The sequence below is a fragment of the Streptomyces sulfonofaciens genome (assembly GCF_014656295.1).
Classification (GTDB): domain Bacteria; phylum Actinomycetota; class Actinomycetes; order Streptomycetales; family Streptomycetaceae; genus Streptomyces; species Streptomyces sulfonofaciens.
Map to the genome: position 1 here is coordinate 126,637 of NZ_BNCD01000015.1, position 20,534 is coordinate 147,170.

Below are 20,534 nucleotides of genomic sequence, written 5' to 3' on the forward strand. Positions count from 1 at the left end.
CGTTCCGTCCTGCCGTCCGTCAACGGGACACGAACTGCGGGCCCTGCGGCGGCAGCGTGAACGCCGCCTCATGCCCGCCCACCGGCTGCGGGTAGCCGTACGCGGGCGCCGGACCGGGCGGCACGGCCTGGGTGGGCGCGGCCACCGGCGGAGGACCGGGGTAACCGTAGGCCGGGGCCGCGGGAACCGCGGGCATGGCCGGCACCGCGGGTGCCTGGGTGGGCGCGGCCGGCGGATAGCCGTAGCCGGGAGCGGCAGGCGCCTGGGTGGCGGCAGCGGGTGGATAGCCGTAGGCGGGCGGCGGCACGGAGGAGGTCGCGGCGGTGGCCGGCTGCGGTGGCGGCGCGGGCTCCTGCACAGCCGCATCGGCTGCGGCCTCCGACTCGTCCACGGAGATCCCGTAGTCGGTCGCGAGTCCCACCAGGCCGTTCGCGTATCCCTCGCCCAACGCCCGGAACTTCCACGCGTCTTGCCGCCGATACAGCTCACCGCAGATCAACGCCGTCTCGGAGCCGGTCTCGGGTGTGACGTCGAAGTAGGCCAACGGCTCACCGGCGGGGGAGGTGGCGTCGTAGAGAAGTATGCGAAGGCTCTGCACGCGGTCGAAGGCGACATCGTCCGTGGACGCCACCAGCAGCACCCGGTGCACTTCGGGGGCCACGCCGGTGAGGTCGGTCTGAATGGTGTCGGTCAGCCCCTCGGCATCCCGCTTCTTGCCCAGCCGCCAGACCGCACCCGAGGGGTGGCGGGGCTGGTTGTAGAAGACGAAGTCCTCGTCGGACCTCACTCGTCCATCGGAACCCAACAGCAATGCGGAGGCATCGACATCGGGAACACTCCGCCCCGGCGTCCAGCGCAGTACGGCACGGACCGCCGGGGCCTCCAGCGGAACGTTCGACCCCTTCAGCATCGCCTGTGTCATACGGTCATCCTGCCTGCTCGGTTCCGGTGAGGACAACGCGGGGCCCGAGGTCGCCCGAAGGGTGCCGAGCCCTTGTACATGAGACCCCCGAAGAGCGGGGATACGGCAGGGTTACCTGATTTTCCTGAGCTACGGGAACCCTTGACAGGTGCCCCTACGTACTATTACCGGCCACATTACGTCGACAAGCCTTGGCGATACGGGGAACTCCTATGCGTCACTTCGGGCACATTGCCCCGGAGATGCGTGAGCATCTCTTCCACAGGCAACCGCGGCATTTCACCGCCGAAGCCCCGGCTCCCGTCCTGGCCATGGCGCTTGGCGCGACCCTCTACAGTCCCGCCACACGGCCCCGGCTGGCCGACGACATCATCAAGCAGACCAGGCATGGCGTGATCTCGATGGTGCTCTGCCTGGAGGACTCCATCGACGACGCAGAGGTCGACGCTGCTGAGGAGAACGTGATCCAACAGCTCAGGGCCCTGTGGGTACGCTCGGCGGACACCGGTACCCCGGCTCCCGGAGCACCCGCGGCCCCCGGCACGAGGCGCACTCCAGGAGGCTCCCGCTCGGGCGACGACGCCCCGTCCCCGGGGTCGGCCCGTCTGGCCGGGTCCGCCCGTGGCACCCCGGACGCCGATCTGCCGCTGCTCTTCATCCGTGTTCGCACCCCCGACCAGATATCCGATCTTGTACACCGCCTCGGCCCCGCCGTGCGGCTGCTCTCCGGATTCGTGCTGCCCAAATTCACGGAGGAGACGGGTGCCCCCTTCCTGGAGGCGCTGGCCTCCGCCGAGTCCGCCAGCGAACGGCGGCTCTTCGCCATGCCGGTGCTCGAATCACCTGAACTCCTGCACCTGGAAACCCGCGCCGAGACCCTGATCGGAATCGCCCGCACCGTCGACAAATACCGTGACCGCGTACTCGCCCTGCGGCTCGGCGTCACCGACTTCTGCTCCGCCTACGGCCTGCGGCGGCCCCCGGACATGACCGCCTACGACGTACAGATCGTGGCCGCGGTGATCGGCGACGTCGTCAATATGCTGGGCCGCGCCGACGGCACCGGCTTCACCGTCACCGGACCCGTCTGGGAGTACTTCCGCCTCCAGGAACGCATGTTCAAGCCCCAGCTCCGCCAGAGCCCCTTCCTCGGCCGCGCCGAGAACCTTCGCACCGCCCTCATCGAGCACGACCTGGACGGCCTGCTCCGCGAGGTCGCACTCGACCGCGCCAACGGCCTGGTGGGCAAGACCTGTATCCACCCCTCGCATGTGCTGCCCGTGCACGCTCTGTCCGTCGTCAGCCACGAGGAGTTCAGCGACGCCCAGGACATCCTGCGCTCCGGCCCGGAGGGAGGAGGCGTCCTGCGGTCCACGTACACCAACAAGATGAACGAGGTGAAGCCGCACCGCGCCTGGGCCGAGCGCACCGTCCAGCGCGCCGAGGTCTTCGGTGTGGCCAAGGAGAACGTCGGCTTCGTGGAACTGCTCACCGCCGGTCTCGCCGGCTGAACCCAGGGACGGATGAACACCGTGGTGTGGTCGGGAAGATGGGTCGCGGAGCGGCTCGGGATACGGCTTGTGGGCGCTGAGGATGCCCTGGCGGACCGGGGCGGCGTCCGAGCCCGCGGCGCCGTGGGAGCTGACGGCGGGGTGGGAGCTGACGGTGCCCTTGGACCTGACGGCGGCATCCGGGCCGGCCGTCGCACGGGAGTCGGCAGCCATGGGCGTCCCACCTGCGATGTTGCGGGTGCGGGTGCGGGTGCGGGTGCGGGTGCGGGTGCGGGTGCGGGTGCGGATGGCGTGGAGCGGGCAGTGGGCGAGCTGCCGGGGGTCGGGGCGGACCCCGATCCCTCCACCGCACGGCTGAGGGAACTCCTCGGGCTCGCGGTGCGGCGCAACCCCAAGCGGGCGCATCTGCTGGTCTCGAACGTCCTGGGCAAGCACGTCCCCCAGGACCCCACCGTCGTCTGGCGGCACGGCTACGAGCTCGGACTGCGTGTACGCGATCTTCTCGGCGAGGACGAGGCCCGGCGGGCGGTGGTCCTCGGCTACGCGGAGACGGCCACCGGGCTCGGCCACTCCGTGGCGGACGGCCTGGCCCTGGCCCCGTACCTGCACTCGACGCGCCGCTCCGTGCCCGGCCTCGCAAGCGCGGGCGGATTCGAAGAAGCACACTCGCACGCCACCTCGCACCTGCTGCTCCCCGAGGATCCCGCCCTCCTGGCGGGCGATGGTCCCTTGGTGCTCGTCGACGACGAGTTCTCGACGGGCAATACCGTCCTGAACACCATGCGCGCCCTCCACCAGCGCTTCCCCAGGACCCGGTACATGATCGTCGCCCTTGTGGACATGCGATCCCCGCAGGACCGGGTGCAACTCGCCCACTTCGCCCGGGAGATCGACGCCCGAGTGGATCTGATCGCCGCGGCCCGCGGCACCGTGCTTCTTCCTGACGGCGTACTGGAGGCGGGCCGGGCCCTTGTCGCCCGGCATGAGACGCCTGAGCGGGACGGGGCGGCGCGTGGGGCCGACGAGGCCCCGGGAGGCACGGGGGCCGGCTCGGACGATCGGGAGTTGTCCGGCACCGGCCTGGTGCGCGGCGACGGGACGACGGGGCGTGACGGGACCGTACTGGGGACAGAAGGCGTCGTCCGGGTCGACCTGGAGTGGCCGGGCGATGTTCCGGACGGTGGCCGGCACGGCTTCAGCCCTCGCCACCGCACCGCACTGGAAGCCGCGCTGCCCCGGATGGCGAGGCGCCTGGCCGGTGCGCTGGAGGATGCCTTTGGAGGAGACCCGCGTGGAGCCGGGCCGGCGGGAGATGTCCTCGGAGCGGCCGAAGCCCGGGCGAAGGCGGAGCCGCGGGGGAGCCGGACCGCTTCGCCGCGTCCGCGCGTCCTCGTCCTCGGTTTCGAGGAACTGATGTACGCCCCGCTCAGGCTGGCCGTCGCCCTCCAGGCACACCTCCACGCCGACATCCGCTTCTCCACCACCACCCGCTCTCCGGTCCTGGCGGTCGACGACCCCGGCTACGCCATCCGCAGCCGTCTTGTCTTCCCCGCCCACGACAACCCGGACGACGGCCCGGGCGAGCGGTACGCGTACAACGTCGCCGGAGCGGGCTTCGACGCCGTGGTGGCCGTCGTCGACTCGGCCGCCGACACCCCGGCCCTGCACGCCACCCATGGGCTCCTGGCCCAGCTCGCCACCCACACCCCGCACGTCCTGCTGGTCGTCATCCCCTCCTACGTCCCGACGCTGACCGCAACCGCAACCGCAACCGCAACCGCAACCTCGCCTCCGGCTCCGGCGTTCCGTGCCGGAACACTCTCCGCGCTGCCGGAGCCACTGCGGGGCCCGGACTTCTCCTCGTACGCGCCCGACGAGGTCGGATGGCTTCTCCAGGACCTTTCCGACACGGAACTTGAGGCCCCGACCGAAGAACGCGAGGAGGCCATTCAGCAGGGCGGCGCCCACTACGCGGAGTCGCTGCCCGTCGAGTACCAGCCGAGCGCCGCCTACCAGCAGTTGTTCCATGCGGCGCTTGGAGGCTCGGCCGCCCGGATCGCCGAGGCGGTCGGCACCGTCACCGAGACCGTGCTCGCCGAGCTTCCGGCCCGAGGGGGGCGGGGAAACGGGCGAAGAGGCGGGCCCCCTCGGCGTCCCGTACTGGTGTCGCTCGCCCGCGCGGGCACCCCGGTCGGAATCCTGATGCGGCGCTGGGCCCGGCACCGCCACGGCCTGGATCTGCCGCACTACGCCGTCTCCATCGTGCGCGGTCGAGGCATCGACGCCAATGCCCTGCGCTGGCTTGCCGCCCACCACGATCCGTCGGACGTCGTCTTCGTCGACGGCTGGACCGGCAAGGGCGCCATCACCCGTGAACTCGCCGAGGCACTCGACGCGTTCAGGGAGAGCGACGGGATCGTCTTCGACCCGCAGGTCGCGGTGCTCGCCGACCCCGGCTCCTGCGTGCGAACCTACGGCACCCGGGAGGACTTCCTCATTCCCTCGGCCTGCCTCAACTCGACGGTCTCCGGGCTGGTCTCGCGCACCGTGCTCCGCGCAGACCTCGTGGGGCCGGACGACTTCCACGGCGCCAAGTTCTACCGCGAGCTGTCCTCCGCCGATGTGTCCCACGACTTCCTGGACGCCGTCTCCGCGCGCTTCGACGAGAGCGGCGACGCGGTCGACCGGCGCGTGCAGCAGATTCTGTCCGCCGACCGGGCCCCCACCTGGGAGGGCTGGGCCGCCGTCGAGCGGATCAGCAAGGCATACGGCATTCATGATGTGAACCTCGTCAAACCGGGAGTTGGTGAGACCACCCGAGTACTTCTGCGCCGGGTGCCCTGGAGGGTCCTCGCGCGTCGCGGAACCGGAACCGACCTCGATCACATTCGCTTGCTCGCGGAACAGCGAGGCGTTCCCATCGAGGAAGCGGACGACCTTCCCTACATCTGTGTCGGACTGATCCACCCGCGCTTCACCCGCGGCGCCACCGGAGCCGACGGCCGGGCGGTGGTCGGTCCATGAACGCGACGGCCACGCCCACCGGCAGCACCGTCCTCGTTGCCAGCGATCTCGATCGCACGCTCATCTATTCCGCCCCGGCACTGGCCCTGCGCATGCCCGACGCGGAGGCGCCGCGGCTGCTGTGTGTCGAGGTCTACGAGGGCAAGCCGCTCTCGTACATGACCCAGGCCGCGGCTGTACTGCTTGAGGAGCTCACCCGCGCTTCGGTCTTCGTCCCCACCACGACCCGCAGCCGTGAGCAGTACGCACGGATCCACCTGCCGGGGCCTGCTCCCCGGTTTGCGATCTGTGCCAACGGAGGCCATCTGCTGGTCGACGGTGTCTCGGACAGCGGATGGCACCGGCAGGTCACCGCCCGGCTCGCCATGCACTCGGCGCCACTGGAAGAGATCCGATCCCATCTGGTGCGCACCGCCGACCCGGCCTGGGTGCTCAAGGAACGAGTCGCGGAAGACCTTTTCGCCTACCTCGTCGTCGAGCGGTCGCTGCTCCCCGACGAGTGGGTGAAGGAACTCTCCGACTGGGCGGAGCCCCGCGGATGGCAGGTGTCTCTGCAAGGTCGCAAGATCTATGCCGTGCCGAGTCCTCTGACCAAGAGTGCCGCCGTGCGTGAGGTCGCGCGTAGGGCCGGCGCGGACCTCGTGCTCGCCGCCGGAGACTCCCTGCTCGATGCGGACCTGCTGCTCGCGGCGGATCTGGCCTGGCGGCCCGGCCACGGCGAGCTTGCGGAGACGGGATGGAGCGTCCCCCAGCTCACGGCTCTTCCCGAGAGGGGCGTCGAAGCGGGCGAGCGGATCCTTCGAAGCTTCGTGCACGCACTCGTCCGTCGGACGGCATGAGTCCCGAGCCGCTCGGAGGGAACGGACGGCGAGGTCGGTGTGGATCCGCGCGCCCGCACCCGGGCGGGTGGTACATCGGGTACCGGGCCGGTCTGCGGGGCGCACCGCACTTTCCTGTGCTCGTACGTCAGCTGCGTGGGCGAGGATCACCCTGCCGGGCGCGGTATGCCCGTGAGGCAGGCCCCCGTGTCCTGCCTGCACAGCCGCCGGGCCGTGTCCGCGCAGAACGCGGCGTCGGTGGCGGAGCCGGCCGCGGCCCGCTTTCCGGTCGGCGAGCCTGTGAGGTGCGTGGAACAGGCGTGGTGTGCTTTTCTCGATCATGCCGACAAGGCTAGAAATCCTCGACCGGCGGCGCATTGAGGTCCACCGCACGGTTTCGGTGGTGTGGGCCGCAGTCAAGAACTGCGGTTTTCCGCAATGCGTCGGCCGTCGTCGCCCGGCTAGCGTGATCGATCGTGGACGCAGAGGAACGCAACGGATTCAGACTCGCCATCGGAATCGTGCTCGGCGCTGTCACGGCAGTCGTCGAGTTCGCCTTCACGCTGTTGTCCGGTCTGGTCCTGCTGCTCGTACAGGCCTGGCCGCTGGGGCGGCAGGCGGTGCTGCGGTCGGTGGGATCGGCCGGTCGATGGCTCGCTGAGCGTGAGCGGGCGAGGCTCTCAGCGTGGCTGCGGATAAAGTGCTCCTCCGCATACACGGATGAACGCGCCCTCACGTATCTCGCGTGGCGCTGGCCGCTGGGCCTGCTCGGCGCGGTGGTGCTGCTGTGCGCGCTCATCGGCGGCGGATACTCGTTGTCGTTCATCATCGGCTGGCTGGTGACGGACGTGCGGCACCCTCTTGACCTGGTCGTGGCCAGTGCCGCCGGTCTCCTGCTGCTGTTCATGGCGATGCAGGGGGCGATCGGTGTCGGCACCCTGGAGCGGAGACTTGCCCGGCGGTTCCTGGGCCCCAGCCAGCAGGACGAGCTGCGGCGCCGTATCGAGCAGCTCTTCACCAGCCGCGCCGGAATCGTGGAGGCCGTGCACGAAGAGCGGCGCCGTATCGAAAGGGACCTGCACGACGGGGTGCAGCAACGGCTCGTGGCATTGGGAATGCTGCTCGGCCGCGCCCTGCGCAGTCAGGACCGGAAACACATGGACGAGCTTCTCGGCCAGGCCCATCAGCAGAGCCGGCAGGCGCTCACCGAACTGAGGGAGGTGGCGTGGCGGGTCTATCCGACGGCCCTCGACGAGGCAGGGCTCAGAGCCGCCGTGGAGACCGTGGCCGAGCGGTCGGCCGTGCGGGTGGACCTGGATTTCAAGGTGAGGGAGGAGCCACGGGGCCCGGTCGCCGCGGTTGCCTACTTCGTGGTCTCGGAAGCGGTCACCAACACGGTCAAGCATGCGCAGGCCACCCGGATAAGAGTCATGATCGAAGGGCAGAAGGACGGATCCCTGCTGGTCTGCGTCGAAGATGACGGTTCAGGAGGCGCGGATCCCCGGGGCAGCGGCCTCATCGGGCTCGCTCGTCGTGTGGCCGCGCTGGATGGACACTTCGACGTGAGCAGTCCGGGCGGAGGGCCCACGGTGATCAGAGCGGAGCTGCCATGCGGTTGATCCTGGCGGAGGACTCCACGCTGCTCCGTGAGGGCCTGCTCCGTCTGCTGGCCGAGGAAGGGCATGAGGTCCTTGCCGCGGTCGGTGATGCGGAGGCGCTGCTCGACGCGGTGGCCACCGAGGTGCCGGACGTCGTCGTGGCCGATGTGCGCATGCCGCCGACCCACACCGACGAGGGGCTGCGGGCGGCCTTGGAGATCCGGAAGCGATGGCCGGCCGTGGGTGTTCTGGTGCTGTCACAGTACGTGGAGAAGAGATATGCGACGGAGCTGCTCACGGGTGAGTCGGAGGGGGTCGGTTATCTGCTGAAGGATCGTGTCGTCCAGGTCGACGAGTTCCTTGATGCCCTGGACAGGGTCGGCCAAGGGCAGGCGGCCTTCGACTCGGAGGTGGTGCGGCAACTGCTGGGGCGCAGCCCGCACAAGGACTCACTGGACCGCCTCACCGAGCGGGAGCGGGGCGTCCTGGCCGAGATGGCCCAGGGGCATACCAACGCCGCGGTCGCACAGCGACTGCATATCTCCCTCAGCGCCGTGGAGAAGCACGTCAACGCCATCTTCGACAAACTCGACCTGCCCGGCGGCAGGGGCTACTCCCGCCGGGTACTCGCCGTGCTGCGGTATCTCGGTACCGAATAAGGAGGCCGAATGGCCAGGAACAACAGCACTCGGCTGACCGATGAGCTGTACTCCTACATGCTCGGGCACAATCCACCGCTGGACCCCGTGCAGCGGATGCTCGTCGAGGTCACGCACACCGAGTTGCCTCTCGTGGCGGGCAAGCAGGTGGCACAGGAACAGGGACCGCTTCTCGCGTTTCTGGTGCGCCTGACGGGAGCCCGCCGGATCGTCGAGGTGGGAACGTTCACGGGCCTTTCCGCGCTGTCCATGGCCCAGGCTCTGCCTGCCGGTGGCACCCTGCTGACCTGCGACATCTCAGAGGAGTGGACCGAGCGCGCCCGCACTGCGTGGGCCAAGGCCGGGGTAGCGGACCGGATCGACCTGCGCATCGGTGACGCGCGGCAGACTCTGGAGAGCCTGCCGCAGGAGCAGGCGTTCGATATGGCCTTCATCGACGCTGACAAGATCAACTACATCGCGTACTGGGAAGCGCTGGTGCCTCGTATACGCCAGGGTGGACTTCTCGTGGTGGACAACGTCTTCTTCCACGGAGAGGTCGTCCACCCGGAAGCCGAGGGGCATGCCGCAGCGATCAAGGAGTTCAACGACCATGTGCGGCAGGACCAGCGTGTTGAGGCGGTGATGCTGGCGGTGGCGGACGGGCTGACGCTTGCCCGCAGGAAATAGGCTGTCTCAGCGGCGGACCGCCTGACTCAGCCGCAGCAACCCCCGCCGCAGCAGCCGCCGCCCCCGCCTCCGCCCCGGTTACTGCTCGTGGGGCTGGCGGCGCCGCCGACGGCTACCGTCGACAGCAGCTTCACCGTGTCGTCGTGTCCGGCCGGGCAGGTGGCCGGCGCCGAGGACTCGGCCATCGGGCGGTTCAGCTCGAATGTGTCGCCGCAGCTGCGGCAGCGGTACTCATAGCGAGGCATGACCATAGGTTAACCGGCGAAGGCGCGCCGGGACAGAGCACCTCGCGGGAGCGTGGTCGCCGGGCTGACGGAGATCCCACTCCTGAGGTCCGGCTCCGGGGGCCGCAGCCAGTGGCCGATCGGCTGGAGCCCGCGGAGTCTCCAGGTGAAGGGGCTGACCCGGGTCCCGCCCGCGCTGTGCGAGACACCACCCCGGGACGCCCGCCGTGTCACCGCACGACCGTACCGGGCGTGCTGGCGAGGAGGCGCAGTTCGCTGCGGGTGGGGGCGCCTTCCCAGTCGCCGTGGGAGGCGACGGCGAAGGCACCTGTGGTGACGGCACGATCCAGACGTGCCTCGGCGTCCTCGCCGTCCAGGAGCGCGGAGAGGTACCCCGCCACGAATGCGTCGCCGGCTCCCACCGCGTCCACGGCCCGTACGGGGCGGGCGGGGCGGTGGAGGTCGCCATGGGCGGTGTGTGAGACGGCCCCTTCGGGGCCGAGCTTCACCACGACCTCGTCGATGCCCCGGGCGAGGAGCCGCTTCGCCAGATCCGTGGTACCGGCCGCGGTACCGGTGGTGGCATCGGCGGGCCTGTGCTCGTCTCCCGCTTCCGGCGGCAGGCACAGAGGCAGCTCGTCGTCGGAGGCGATGAGGACATCTACATAAGGAACGCAGGTGCTGAGGAAGGCGGAAGCCGACTCGGCGCTCCAGAGGCGGGAGCGGAAGTTGACGTCCAGGCAGACCAGGCTGCCGTGTGCGCGGGCCAGTTCCAGGGCGCGCCGGGTCGTAGCGAGGGCGGAAGGACTCAGGGAGGGGGTGATACCGGTCAGATGCAGGATCCGGGGGGCACGCGTGGTGAAGGCACGCTCCAGGGCGCCCGGGTCGAGCCGCGAACCGGCGGAGCCCGCGCGGTAGTAGTGGACGCGCGTGACGTCGGGCAGTCGGGGCTCGAAAAGGATCAGCCCGGTCGGCGCCTCGGGGTCGCGTACCACGTCGCAGAGGTCGATGCCTTCGGCGCGGAGCGTGCGCAGCACCAGTTCGCCCGCCTCGTCGTCGCCGACCGCGCCCGCCCACCGGACCGGGTGCCCCAACCGGGCCAGACCGATGGCGACGTTCGACTCGGCCCCGGCAATGGACACCTCCATCGAGCCGCCCAGCTTCAGGGGGCCGCTGCCGCGCAGCGCGACCATGGTCTCGCCGAAGGTGAGGACGTCGTCTCCGGTGGCGGCCGGTACGACAGGGCCCGGCGCCTGCCGTGCGGTCATTTGCAGACCGCCCTGAAGTTCGCGGCCCGCTTGCGCAGCGCGGCCAGATCACCACCGTCCGCGGCATCGCCCACCAGCGGCGACCCCACGCCGACGGCGGCGGCACCCAAGGCCAGGTAGTCCTTGGCGGCGGACACGTCCACGCCGCCGACCGGAACGAACGGCGCATCGGGAAACGGGCCTTGCAGGGCCTTGAGATAGGAAGGACCACCGACGGTGGACGCTGGAAAGATCTTGAGGGCGGTTGCGCCGGCGGCGCGTGCGGCGATCACATCGGTGGGCGTCAGCACACCGGCGACGACCGGCAGTCCCAGGCGCAGTGCCTCCTGCACACCCGCACCGAGCCCCGGGGTCACGACCAGGTTGGCGCCTGCGTCCACCGCCTGCTCCGCGTCCTGTGCGGTGAGGACGGTTCCCGCACCGAGCCAGGCGTCGGTGCCCAGTTCCGCCCGTGCGCGCCGGATGACGTCCAGAGCCCCTGTACCGCTGAGTGAGACCTCCACCAGCGCAATGCCCGACTCGGCCAGGGCCATGACCGTTTGGAAGGACGCCTCGGCATCCGAGCCGCGGACGATGGCGACCAACCGCTGTTGCCGCAGGGCAGTCATGAAATCCATAGTGCTTCATCCTTCTCGGTCGGAGAGCCTGGTGCACGGGAACGTGAGGGACGGGACGGTGAGGGACGGGCCGCAGGGCGGGGGACTCCGCTCGTGGTCACCACTCGGCGAAGGTCCCGTCGTCGAAACGCCATACCGGGTTGCGCCACGCATGCGCGTTGCGGTCCGCAGCGCGGATCGCCGCCTCGTCCACCTGCACGCCCAGGCCGGGCCGGTCGGTGCGGAGCAGGGAACCGGAGACGAAGCGGAACGGCTCGGGGTCGGCGACATAGTCCAGCAACTCGGCGGCCTTGTTGTAGTGGATGCCGATCGACTGCTCCTGGATCAGGAAGTTCGGGGTGGTGAAGGCCACCTGAAGGCTGGCCGCTAGGGCCACTGGACCCAGCGGGCAGTGCGGCGCGATCTGAGCCCCGTACGCCTCCGCGAGCGCCGCGATGCGCCGGAGCTCGGAGATTCCACCGGCGTGCGAGATATCCGGCTGCACCACGGCGACCCCGGCCTGAAGCGGAGCGAGGAACTCCTCTCGAGCGAAGAGACGTTCACCGAGAGCAAGAGGGATATTGGAGGCACTCACCAGGTCGGACAGGGCGTGATGATGGGCGGGGAGAACAGGTTCCTCGACGAAGAGAGGGGCGGAGTCGGTGAGTAGCGGCAACAGGCGGCGCGCATTGGCGGGGGAGACGCGGCCATGGAAGTCAACGGCGAAGTCCCTGCTGTCGCCCAACGCTTCCCGCGCGGTCTCGGCCCGCAGGACGCAGGCACGAATATCGGCTCGTGAGGCAAGCGGGCCCATACGGCCGGTGCCGTTCATCTTCACCGCGGTGAATCCGGCCTCGGTCTGAGCGGCTATCGCCTCACGGATCTCCGCCGGCTCGTCACCACCCACCCAGGCGTAGGCGCGGACGCTCTCCCGGACGGGGCCACCGAGCAACTGGTGCACCGGCTGCCCATAGGTCTTGCCCTTGATGTCCCACAGCGCCTGATCCAGCCCGGCGACGGCGGACGAAAGGACAGGACCTCCTCGGTAGAAGCCACCCTTGGTCATCACCTGCCAGTGGTCCTCGATCCGCAGTGGGTCCTGCCCGATCAGGTACTCGGATAGCACCTGCACCGCCGTCCGCACCACCTCCGCGCGTCCCTCCACGACCGGCTCGCCCCACCCGACGACCCCCTCATCGGTCTCGACCCGGGCGAAGAGCCAGCGGGGCGGTGCCAGGAAGGTCTCGACACGGGTGATCTTCACTGAGGGATCCCTTCCCGAAGGAGCGCACTCGGCCCCGAGGCCCCGACGGCCGGCTGGTGCGTCCCGGCTCTTTCGACAGGCGCCGACAGCGGGCGTGGGAACGTTGACGCTGTTCGGTTCCAGACTCGCATATGTTCTGGTTATTTAACAATTAATAGTGCTCGGAAGGGAGGTGCTGTCATTGGTCGGGACACTGGTGCTCGCCCGCTCCGCGCCCGCCCCCGGCGTGGATCCGCCGGTCACAGCCTCACCCGCTGGTGCCGCGCTCCTCGCGGATCCGGGAGACCACGCGCGTCACCGTCTGCCGTACGGCATCGGTCTCCGTGAGGAAGTGCCAGTAGTCGGGGTGTACGCCCTCCAGCGCTCCGACCGCGCGGTCCAGCCTCGCCACCGCGTCGTCAAGCGGCTGCGCATGCCGGGGATCGGGCGTCTGGCGGCCCGCCATCGCGAGACGCTGGGCATCCCTGATGGCGAACCTCGTACGTTCGATCTCCTGCTGTGGATCCTTCGCGACGGCGTTCAGTCGACGCAGCCGGTCGCCGGCGGCCGAGACCGCGTCGTCCGTGGTGTTCAGCAAGGCCCGCGCCGTGGAGAGCTGGGCGACCGCGTCCGGCCAGCGCTGGGCATCGCGGGCCGTCTGCGCCTCCTTCAGTTTCTGCTCTGCCTGGCGCACACTCTCCGCGGCCTGTGCCGGAACGTTCTGCAGGTCCTGCCAGCAGGACGCGGTGAAACGCCTGCGCAGCTCGCTGAGGATCGGCTCGACCTGGCCCGCCCGGGTCGTCAGCGCCTGAGCGCGCGTCCGCATCGACACCAGCCGGTGGTCGATCTCGGCCGCCTGCTCCGGCAACCGTTCCGCCTGTACTCGTACGGCCTCCGCCTCGCGCGCGACCCGCTCCGCCCGCTCCAGCGTCTCCGGTACACCATGCCGTCCCGCGCCCTCATTGAGCTTGGTCAGCTCCGGGCCGAGGGCGGCGAGCCGGGCGGCAAGGTCGTCGGCCCGCAGGCCGGAGCCGCGGGCGGTGTCGAGCGCGTTGCTCGCCCCGAGCAGCGCCTGTCGGGCCCGCTCCACTCCTGGCGCGACCCGGGCCAACTGGGTCTCCGCCTTGCCGAGCAGCGGTTCCAGCCCCTGGGCGAAGCGGTCGAGGTCCTGCTTGGTTCTGGTCAGCTCGTCCTTGGCCTGCGCCAGCTGGGTTCTGGCGCGGGTCGCGGCCGCGGCATCCAGATCGTCGCGGTCAAGGTCGTGGGCGTCGACCACGGTGATGTACCGGTGGCTGACCTCGTCGATCCGGCGGCCCAACTCGGCGAAGTCCGAGACCACCCGCCGTGCCGCAGGAGAGTCGTCGACCGCGGTGATGGTCTCGACGGAGATCTGCAGATCGCGCTGGGCTGTGTCCAACTCGTAGAACGCGGCCGCGGCGGCGTCCTTGGCGGCCTGGGCCTCGGCCCGCTGGCTCTCGGCCCGTCCGCCGAACCACCGCCTCGTACCACCTCCCGCGAAGGTCGCGGGCAGAGCGGTCGCGGCCAGCAGCGGCAGCGGAAGGGCCACGAGCAGCAGCAGATCCACGGCGGCGGCACGGCAGGAGACGGCTGCGGGGCGCCCGGTCGAAGGACGGCCGGCCGGGGCCGCGCGGGGGGCGGAAGGGGACGGAAGGGAGTGGGTGGACGGACGGCCGACGGCGGAAGAGGGGGCCAGGCGCGTGGGCCTCCCGTCGGGCCGGCCCGTGCGGGGCATGAGTGCGAGGGCCCCCAGACGCTGCAGGGCCGCCGTGAAACCGCGACGACGAGCGCGCAGTCCGTCCGGCGCATACGGCGTGTACGGCTGCGTAGGTGTCGCCGTCACATCCCTCTCCCGTGCTGTCGTTCGCCCTGCCCGGTGTCATTGTCCCACCGGTAGGGACGAACACACAGGGCTGTTAGTTCGCGCTCCGCACCGTGACTTTGCCGTTTTTGGTATGCGCGGAAATCCTGTGCGGACTGTGATCGTCGCGCGGAACGCTGATGTCGACGCCACCGTTGTCGGTCGACGCGCTCACCTGGTAGCCCACGGTGGATCCGTCGGGGCCGGTACGGGGCAGGGTGAGGGTGGTGGAGCCGTTGTCGCTGCGGGTGGTGACCTGGTCGGGCACGCGGGTCAGGCCCAGACGGATGGAACCGTTCCCGGTGGTGGCGCGCACCCGGTGCGCGGTGATGCCGTCGGCGCGCACCCTGCCGTCGGAGCTCTGCAGGTCCAGGGGCCCGGAGCAGTCGTCGACCTGGACCGAGCCGTCGTCGTTGCGGATCTTCAACGCGGTGTGGAAGCCATGGGCGGTCACCCTGCCGTCCTGGTTGAGGATGGACACGGCGGCGTCGCGGGGCACCTCCACCCGGTGTTTGGCAGAGCAGACGGCGACCACTCCGGAGCACCTCACGCGCAAGGTGAGCCGATCGTCCCGCCACGCCCAGGAGACCTTGGGATCTCCGCCGAGCACGATCCGACCCTTGAACCAGCGGGTGACCCGCACCTGCTTGCCCTTCACCGGCACCACGTCCAGCGCCGAGTTGTCGGTGTCGATGGTGAGAGCGGTGCCGTGCAGGGTGAACGCACGGTGGTCGGGATCGTTGTCGTCCCCGGCACCGCACCCGCCTGCAAGAGAGACGACGGCCAGCGCCGAGCAGGCGGCGACGAGGACTCGCAGACCCCGGTGGCGCGGGCGACGAACACGGACGGTCATGGCGATCCCCCTGGGAACGGAACGATGGGCGGGTCGGAACCCGTGGGCTTCGGCTCTCGGCTCGGCACACGGCGGCCGCGGCGGCACGCAGTCCAGCCGTCACCGGCCCCCGTGCCACCGCCCCGGGCCTGCCTTCCCGGCCTCACCCTCAGGCACCCCTGACCGTACGGAGCCCCGGGCCGCCGGGGGATCCGGGCCGCTACCGGATCCGTAGGGGGGATAACCCCCGGCCCAGGTGCTGTATACGGGTTTGCGAGGCAGGGGCGCAGGCAGGGTAGGCTGTCGGATCATCCCGGGCGCGTAGCTCAGCGGTAGAGCGCTGCCCTTACAAGGCAGATGTCGGCGGTTCGAAACCGTCCGCGCCCACCAGGCTTGCGGGATGGAGAAGGCCCAGGTCAGCCGGTTTGTATCCGGTGACTTGGGCCTTGGTCTTGCTGGTGCTGGTGCTGGTGCTGGTGCTGGTGCTGGTGCTGGTGCTGGTGCTGGTGCTGGTGCTGGTGCTGGTGCTGGTGAGGGTGAGGGTGCCGTGCCGTTGGCGTGTCGGGTGAGCCGCCTCGGGGTTCCTGTATCCGCTCGACCGGTGGTTGATGTGGGGATACGTCTGGTTCGGCCGGTCGGCTCCGTGTTCCGGCAGCCCTTCTGGCGTGAGACCCGAGGAACGGGGCCCCGGAGCGGGCACTCGCGGGCGGGGGAGGGTCCTACCCGACTCGCGGGTCGGCGGAACGGGCCGGATTGCTCCTGCCGCAGCAGTTCCGGTTCAAAGCCGCTCCGCCGACCTCGGCATGGGAATGCTAAAAAAGAACGGCTCCAGACCGAACAAGGGCTCGCACCAGGATATCGTCGTCCTGGGGCCCCTTCCACTGGACGACCTCGCGGAGACGGGTGCCGGTCTTCTCCGCCTCCGTCCCGTTGAAGCGGGCAACGGTGTCGGCGAGGGGTGCGTTGGTCACCACCAGGGCAGGAAGTGCCGACTCGACTGCATTCCTCTTCTTCTCCTTGTCCAGATCGGCCGCGCTGAACAAGCGGCTGCGGTGTTTCGCCTCGACGCCGACCATGGTGTTCTGGTCGCCGACGAGGAAGTCGTACGAGCTGTCGCCCAGGGCCTTGCGCACCGTGAAGCCCAGACGGGAAAGCGCGTCGTGGACGTCCTGCTCGTAGCGGGCGTGGCGGGCTGTCGGAGTGGTGGCCAGGTGCAGCGTCTCTATCACCCGCTCCGCCGCGAGAACGTAGGAGGTGGCACCGCCGGGCGCAAGGGGTGATCGCTCGTCGTGCACCACACGGTTCCTGAGCTGCCGCAGATCGAGGGTGAGCTGGGCAAGCGCAGGAGGCAGCAGATCCTCCTCGACGGCCTGGGCCAGCAGGTACGGCACCGTCTGCCGGCGGCGTCCAGAGGTGGCGGCTGCGTTCTTCAGCGTGTGCTCTATCTCCCGCCATGCGGCCAGAACAGCCGCAGTCGGGTCCGTTCGCGCCAGTGGCATCAGTTTTTCGAGAATTAGGGCGCGGTCTTCCTGTCTTCCGGGCGGCGGATTCTCTGCGCCGTCGGATCCCAGAGGTGCGTCGGGAGTCTGTGCACCGCCGGCTCCTCCGATGTCCGCTGCGATTTCCGCTTCGATCGCCGAAGCCTCGCGTTCGATCGCATCTGCCTGGTTCTGAAATGCTAGCGTCCCTATCGGTGTTTCTATCGATTGAATATTCTTGAGGATGCTCGCCAATTGTTTTCTGAAAACTATGCCCAGGGTGCCCACGATGACGGGCCAGATGAGCACGCGAATGTAATCGAGCAGTAGCCGCCAATCCATTCACGCATTATGGCAGCTCCGGGAATCCCGGGTGCCCGTACGGAGCCGCACTGGTTGCTCGGGGCCGGGGTGTGAGTGGGCGGGTCGGCTCCGTCCGTGTGCCTGCGCTGACAGCGGCGCGCCCCATGATTGCGTTGACAGCGGCTTCTGACGGTGCCGGATCAGGTACCTGTCTTCGCGGCGCGCACTCCCGTGGACCCCAATCGATGCCGCATCCGTTCCTTCTGCTGTCAGTGCCGGTCGGTAGCCTGCGACGAGTGGTGGTGGGCCTGCTGGGAGGTTCTGTGGACGCTGCCGTGTTCACCCGTCCTGATCGTCTGTGGTCGGCAGAAGAGGTTCTGGTTCGGCCGAGTCCCGTACCGCCGGTGGCGGGCGTGTACGGATGGCATTTCGCGAGGGCGCCCCACCCGGACCTGCCCTCCGGACGGCTGCTCTACGTCGGCATAGCACCGCGGTTCATGGCGAACCGGGTCAGCAAGCAGAACCTGCGCAAGCGGGTCCGATACCACTTCCGCGGCAATGCGGCCGGGTCGACGCTGCGGCTGACGCTCGGTTGCCTGCTCGGGCTCGAGTTGCGGCGCGTGGGGAGCACCGGGCGTATGACGTTCGGGAAGGCCGGGGAAGCGGTCCTGTGCCAGTGGATGGCGGACAACGCCCGGGTGTGCTGGCTGGAGCACGACGAACCGTGGGTGTTGGAGTCGCACCTCATCTCCCGGCTCGACCTTCCGCTGAACCTCGATCAGAACGGACACAACGGCTTCCACGCTCGCCTCAAGGCGATAAGGGCCGCGGCGCGAGAGCGGGCACGGCAGTTGCCCTTCGGTTCCTGAGTCCGCCGAGAACGGGGTCGTGCAGAAGGGGCCGTGCCGAGAAGGGGGTCGTGTCGAGAAGGGGGTCGTGTCGAGTGGCGCCGGACCAGGGGCCTGCCCGCACGGGCGGAGGCACGCCCGGCTCTGAGGTGACGCCCATGGATCGCGCCCGCTCCCGACACCTGCGCGGGCCCGGCGGACGGGCGAGCCCCGAAGGCTCCGCCGGCGAGGAGCCTTCGGGGCGTCGTGCCCGTTCGGTGCGGACGGGTGGTGCGGGAGGGGGCGGGTCAGATGGTGCCGTCCTGCCACCACCAGGCACGGCCGAGATCGGCCCTGCTGTCGACGTGCTGGTGGTCCTCGGTGTAGGTCTCCAGGCCGGAGAAGCCGCAGGTCTCGGCCTTCTGGTAGACGGTGCGGTTGCTCACGCCGGGGACGTCGAGATCGGCGGCGGTGCCGTAGAGGTGCATGCTGTCGCTGGCACCGCCGACCTCGGCGTTGTGCGCGATGCTGCGGAAGCCGGAGTTGACCGTGATCGGCACGTTGCCCAGCTTCTTGCGCAGCGCCTCCAGCTTGTACATCGCGCGCCGGGCGTTCTCCTTGGTGGCGGTCGCGCTCAGTTTGCCGCCGGAGAAGGTGCCGCTCACCCGGTCGGTGAACTCGCTGAAGTCGAAGTGCGCGGTCGAGCCGTCCGACTGCTCCAGGGCGTTGAGCTGCGTCTGTGTCGCCGGGCCCGCGCTGCCGTCGACGGTGAGACCGTAGGCCGCCTGGAAGCGGCGCACCGCTGCGGCGGTGCCGGGGCCGAAATCCCCGTCGATGCTGACGAGGCTGTGGCTGGGGCTGTCCGCGGCCCAGCCCGCGATTCTTATCTGCAGTTCGGTCACGTCGGCCCCGGTCGCTCCCTGGTTCAGGGTGCGTGACCAGGAGTACGCCTGGGCGACGCCTGTCAGCAGGGTGGGGCCGAACACCGCACCGACACCGGCGGCCAGTGTTCCGCGCAGGGCGGTACGGCGGTTGAAGGAACGGGAAGAGATCATCTTCGTCCTCTCGCGAAACGGGTCCAGGGGCGGGGCCTTGGGTGGGGCCGCGGCCGGGTCCTCGGACGAGTCCAAGCCCATGTGTGGGTCCATGGACTGGTCAGGGGGCATGGGTCATGAGATGTGGAACACGGGTCATGAGACGTAGGGCGCGGGCGTGAGGCATGGGGCATGGGTTGCGGGTCGGTGGAACTCGAACTGCGCTAGTGTCATGTACATGTAGCGTCATACGGAAGGGTCTGCCGCGTCCGACTTCCATGGGGCGGGGGTTCGGGCTGGGGTGCGGGTGGTGGTGTTCAGCCAGGTGACGGCTTCCCTTGTGTCGGGGTTCGTCCGGGTCGGGGTCCGTCTGCTGGTCCGTGCGCTGGTCCGTGCGGCAGGATCCCCGGGTCGGCGGGAACTGCCGGCTGCCACTGCCGATGTGGACCCCGATGGGCCGGTGATCCGGTGGCCTCGGGCGCACGTCCCCGGGCTGGGTTCCGATGCACTCCCTGGACGTCGGCTGTAGGTGCCGGGTGCCGGGTGCCGGGTGCCGGGTGCCGGGTGTCGGGTGTCAGAGGGCCGGGGTGGGCGCCGGGGGCGGCGAGGGTGTGCTCAGTGTTTTCGTCCGCTCGTCCGCTCGTCCGTCCGTTCGCCCGCCCCGGCTTGCTCGCTCCGCTCGCTGAGCCGTTCGTCCGTGCGTCCGGTCAGTCCCCCTCGGCCCTCTCGGCTCCCTCAGTCCTCCTCGGCCCCTTCCCGAGTGTGCTTCAGAGCGGTGCGGGCCTCGACACGGTCGGTAGCGGGGAGCTGGGACCAGTAGCGGTGGCAGGTGACGAACACGGCCAGCTCGCGCTCCCGCTCGCGGAGCTTCTCCACCTCGGCCTGTTCGTCGGCGGTCCAGCCGGGGGACGCGGGGCGCTCTATCTTGCGCCAGCCGCCCTCGTCGCTGAAGCCGTCCAGGGGGTCCACCGACCAGGGGAGCCGCTTCAGCAGGGCCAGAAGCTCGGCCCGTACCTGGTGCAGCTCCTCCTGACCAGCGAGGAGATCGCTCGGGAAGTCATGAGTCGCAGCCACGGCGCAATGCTACGCCTGTTCGATTTTGTGATGCGAGTTCCTGGAGGGACGACGCGTGGAGAGGGTGAGAGCCCCTGCGGCACACGGGCGGAGGGTGTCGTCAGGCGGGCCGTCGGCGTGTCGCCGGCAGGTGGCATGCTGTGTCCTGTGGATCTGGAGGACCTGGTCCGGCTGCGCCGGGTGCGTGACCTGATGGACCGCGACTACGCCGCACCGCTCGACGTTCCGGCGCTGGCGCGGGCCGCGCTCATGTCGTCGGGGCACTTCTCCCGCAGTTTCCGGGCCGCCTTCGGCGAGTCGCCCTACAGCTATCTCATGACCCGCAGGATCGAGCGGGCCAAGGCGCTGCTGCGCCGTGGTGACCTGTCCGTGACGGAGGTCTGCTTCGCGGTGGGGTGCACCTCGCTCGGGTCGTTCAGCTCGCGCTTCACGGAACTGGTCGGGGAGAGTCCGAGCGCGTACCGCGCCCGCGGGCACGAGGCGGGGGCCGCCATTCCCGCGTGCGTCGCGAAGGCGCTGACGCGGCCGGTCAGGAACGGAGAGGCGCGAGTGGGCCCCCGGCAGTAGCGTCGGCC

At 69.8% G+C, this 20,534-nt stretch carries 19 protein-coding genes and 1 tRNA gene; 10 read left to right on the forward strand and 10 right to left on the reverse strand.

The genetic code is table 11. The annotated features are described in order from the left end of the window. Positions 1-19 precede the first annotated feature (19 nt). A complete protein-coding gene (locus tag IE313_RS23560; RefSeq protein ID WP_189935508.1) occupies positions 20-922 on the reverse strand; it encodes a TerD family protein in 903 nt (300 codons plus the stop codon). Positions 923-1,134: 212 nt separating this feature from the next. On the opposite strand from IE313_RS23560, the gene IE313_RS23565 reads away from it, so the two are divergent. From IE313_RS23565 to IE313_RS23590, 6 genes are all read left to right on the forward strand, one after another. Next, complete coding sequence (locus IE313_RS23565) at positions 1,135-2,433, forward strand: HpcH/HpaI aldolase/citrate lyase family protein (RefSeq protein WP_189935509.1); 1,299 nt, start codon at positions 1,135-1,137, stop codon at positions 2,431-2,433. Positions 2,434-2,724: 291 nt separating this feature from the next. Continuing rightward, positions 2,725-5,457, forward strand: coding sequence for a phosphoribosyltransferase (locus IE313_RS23570; protein WP_189935511.1), 2,733 nt, complete (start codon positions 2,725-2,727; stop codon positions 5,455-5,457). Next, positions 5,454-6,296 carry an HAD family hydrolase gene (locus tag IE313_RS23575; protein WP_189935513.1) on the forward strand — a complete coding sequence of 281 codons (843 nt, stop codon included), beginning with the start codon at positions 5,454-5,456 and terminating at the stop codon, positions 6,294-6,296. Before IE313_RS23570 ends, IE313_RS23575 begins: the two co-directional genes overlap by 4 nt. A 455-nt stretch (positions 6,297-6,751) precedes the next feature. Further along, positions 6,752-7,894 carry a sensor histidine kinase gene (locus IE313_RS23580; RefSeq protein ID WP_229924878.1) on the forward strand — a complete coding sequence of 381 codons (1,143 nt, stop codon included), beginning with the start codon at positions 6,752-6,754 and terminating at the stop codon, positions 7,892-7,894. Further along, on the forward strand, positions 7,885-8,532 hold the full coding sequence (locus tag IE313_RS23585; RefSeq protein WP_189935515.1) for a response regulator: 648 nt from the start codon (positions 7,885-7,887) through the stop codon (positions 8,530-8,532). Before IE313_RS23580 ends, IE313_RS23585 begins: the two co-directional genes overlap by 10 nt. 9 nt (positions 8,533-8,541) lie before the next feature. Further along, entirely contained in the window at positions 8,542-9,201 is a 660-nt protein-coding gene (locus tag IE313_RS23590; protein WP_189935517.1) for an O-methyltransferase, read from the forward strand. A 26-nt stretch (positions 9,202-9,227) separates the two neighbouring features. Here IE313_RS23590 and IE313_RS23595 read toward each other — a convergent pair whose 3' ends face one another. The 6 genes from IE313_RS23595 to IE313_RS23620 all read right to left on the reverse strand — a co-directional run bounded on the left by IE313_RS23595 (position 9,228) and on the right by IE313_RS23620 (position 15,264). Further along, on the reverse strand, positions 9,228-9,446 hold the full coding sequence (locus tag IE313_RS23595; protein WP_189935519.1) for an FmdB family zinc ribbon protein: 219 nt from the start codon (positions 9,444-9,446) through the stop codon (positions 9,228-9,230). Between the two features lie 209 nt (positions 9,447-9,655). After that, positions 9,656-10,693, reverse strand: coding sequence for a sugar kinase (locus tag IE313_RS23600; RefSeq protein ID WP_189935521.1), 1,038 nt, complete (start codon positions 10,691-10,693; stop codon positions 9,656-9,658). Then, a complete protein-coding gene (locus IE313_RS23605) occupies positions 10,690-11,310 on the reverse strand; it encodes a bifunctional 4-hydroxy-2-oxoglutarate aldolase/2-dehydro-3-deoxy-phosphogluconate aldolase (protein WP_189935523.1) in 621 nt (206 codons plus the stop codon). The genes IE313_RS23600 and IE313_RS23605 overlap by 4 nt, the downstream gene beginning before the upstream one ends. Before the next feature lie 97 nt (positions 11,311-11,407). Next, complete coding sequence (gene dgoD / locus IE313_RS23610) at positions 11,408-12,553, reverse strand: galactonate dehydratase (RefSeq protein WP_189935525.1); 1,146 nt, start codon at positions 12,551-12,553, stop codon at positions 11,408-11,410. A gap of 247 nt (positions 12,554-12,800) precedes the next feature. After that, on the reverse strand, positions 12,801-14,393 hold the full coding sequence (locus IE313_RS23615; RefSeq protein WP_373317046.1) for a hypothetical protein: 1,593 nt from the start codon (positions 14,391-14,393) through the stop codon (positions 12,801-12,803). Between the two features lie 73 nt (positions 14,394-14,466). Continuing rightward, positions 14,467-15,264, reverse strand: coding sequence for a DUF4097 family beta strand repeat-containing protein (locus IE313_RS23620; RefSeq protein WP_189935527.1), 798 nt, complete (start codon positions 15,262-15,264; stop codon positions 14,467-14,469). 294 nt (positions 15,265-15,558) lie between these two features. Here IE313_RS23620 and IE313_RS23625 point away from each other — a divergent pair. Beyond that, positions 15,559-15,633 (forward strand) — tRNA-Val (locus IE313_RS23625). Between the two features lie 56 nt (positions 15,634-15,689). After that, the gene (locus tag IE313_RS36025) at positions 15,690-15,812 is read left to right on the forward strand and encodes a hypothetical protein (protein WP_268256723.1); all 123 of its coding nucleotides are present in this window, start codon (positions 15,690-15,692) and stop codon (positions 15,810-15,812) included. 243 nt (positions 15,813-16,055) lie between these two features. On the opposite strand, the gene IE313_RS23630 is transcribed toward IE313_RS36025, so the two are convergent. Further along, on the reverse strand, positions 16,056-17,063 hold the full coding sequence (locus tag IE313_RS23630) for a hypothetical protein (RefSeq protein ID WP_189935529.1): 1,008 nt from the start codon (positions 17,061-17,063) through the stop codon (positions 16,056-16,058). Between the two features lie 374 nt (positions 17,064-17,437). Here IE313_RS23630 and IE313_RS23635 point away from each other — a divergent pair, with 374 nt between their 5' ends. Further along, a complete protein-coding gene (locus IE313_RS23635; RefSeq protein ID WP_229924880.1) occupies positions 17,438-17,893 on the forward strand; it encodes a GIY-YIG nuclease family protein in 456 nt (151 codons plus the stop codon). Positions 17,894-18,159: 266 nt separating this feature from the next. Here IE313_RS23635 and IE313_RS23640 read toward each other — a convergent pair whose 3' ends face one another. Together IE313_RS23640 and IE313_RS23645 are read right to left on the reverse strand one after the other, a co-directional pair. Next, the gene (locus IE313_RS23640) at positions 18,160-18,906 is read right to left on the reverse strand and encodes a D-Ala-D-Ala carboxypeptidase family metallohydrolase (protein WP_189935531.1); all 747 of its coding nucleotides are present in this window, start codon (positions 18,904-18,906) and stop codon (positions 18,160-18,162) included. 714 nt (positions 18,907-19,620) lie between these two features. Next, positions 19,621-19,959 (reverse strand): DUF8825 domain-containing protein, encoded by a 339-nt coding sequence (locus tag IE313_RS23645; protein ID WP_189935534.1) that lies wholly within the window; start codon positions 19,957-19,959, stop codon positions 19,621-19,623. Positions 19,960-20,106: 147 nt separating this feature from the next. Between IE313_RS23645 and IE313_RS23650 the strand changes: the two genes are divergently transcribed. Then, positions 20,107-20,526, forward strand: a complete 420-nt coding sequence (locus IE313_RS23650; protein ID WP_189935536.1) for a helix-turn-helix domain-containing protein — start codon at positions 20,107-20,109, stop codon at positions 20,524-20,526. Positions 20,527-20,534: the final 8 nt, after the last annotated feature.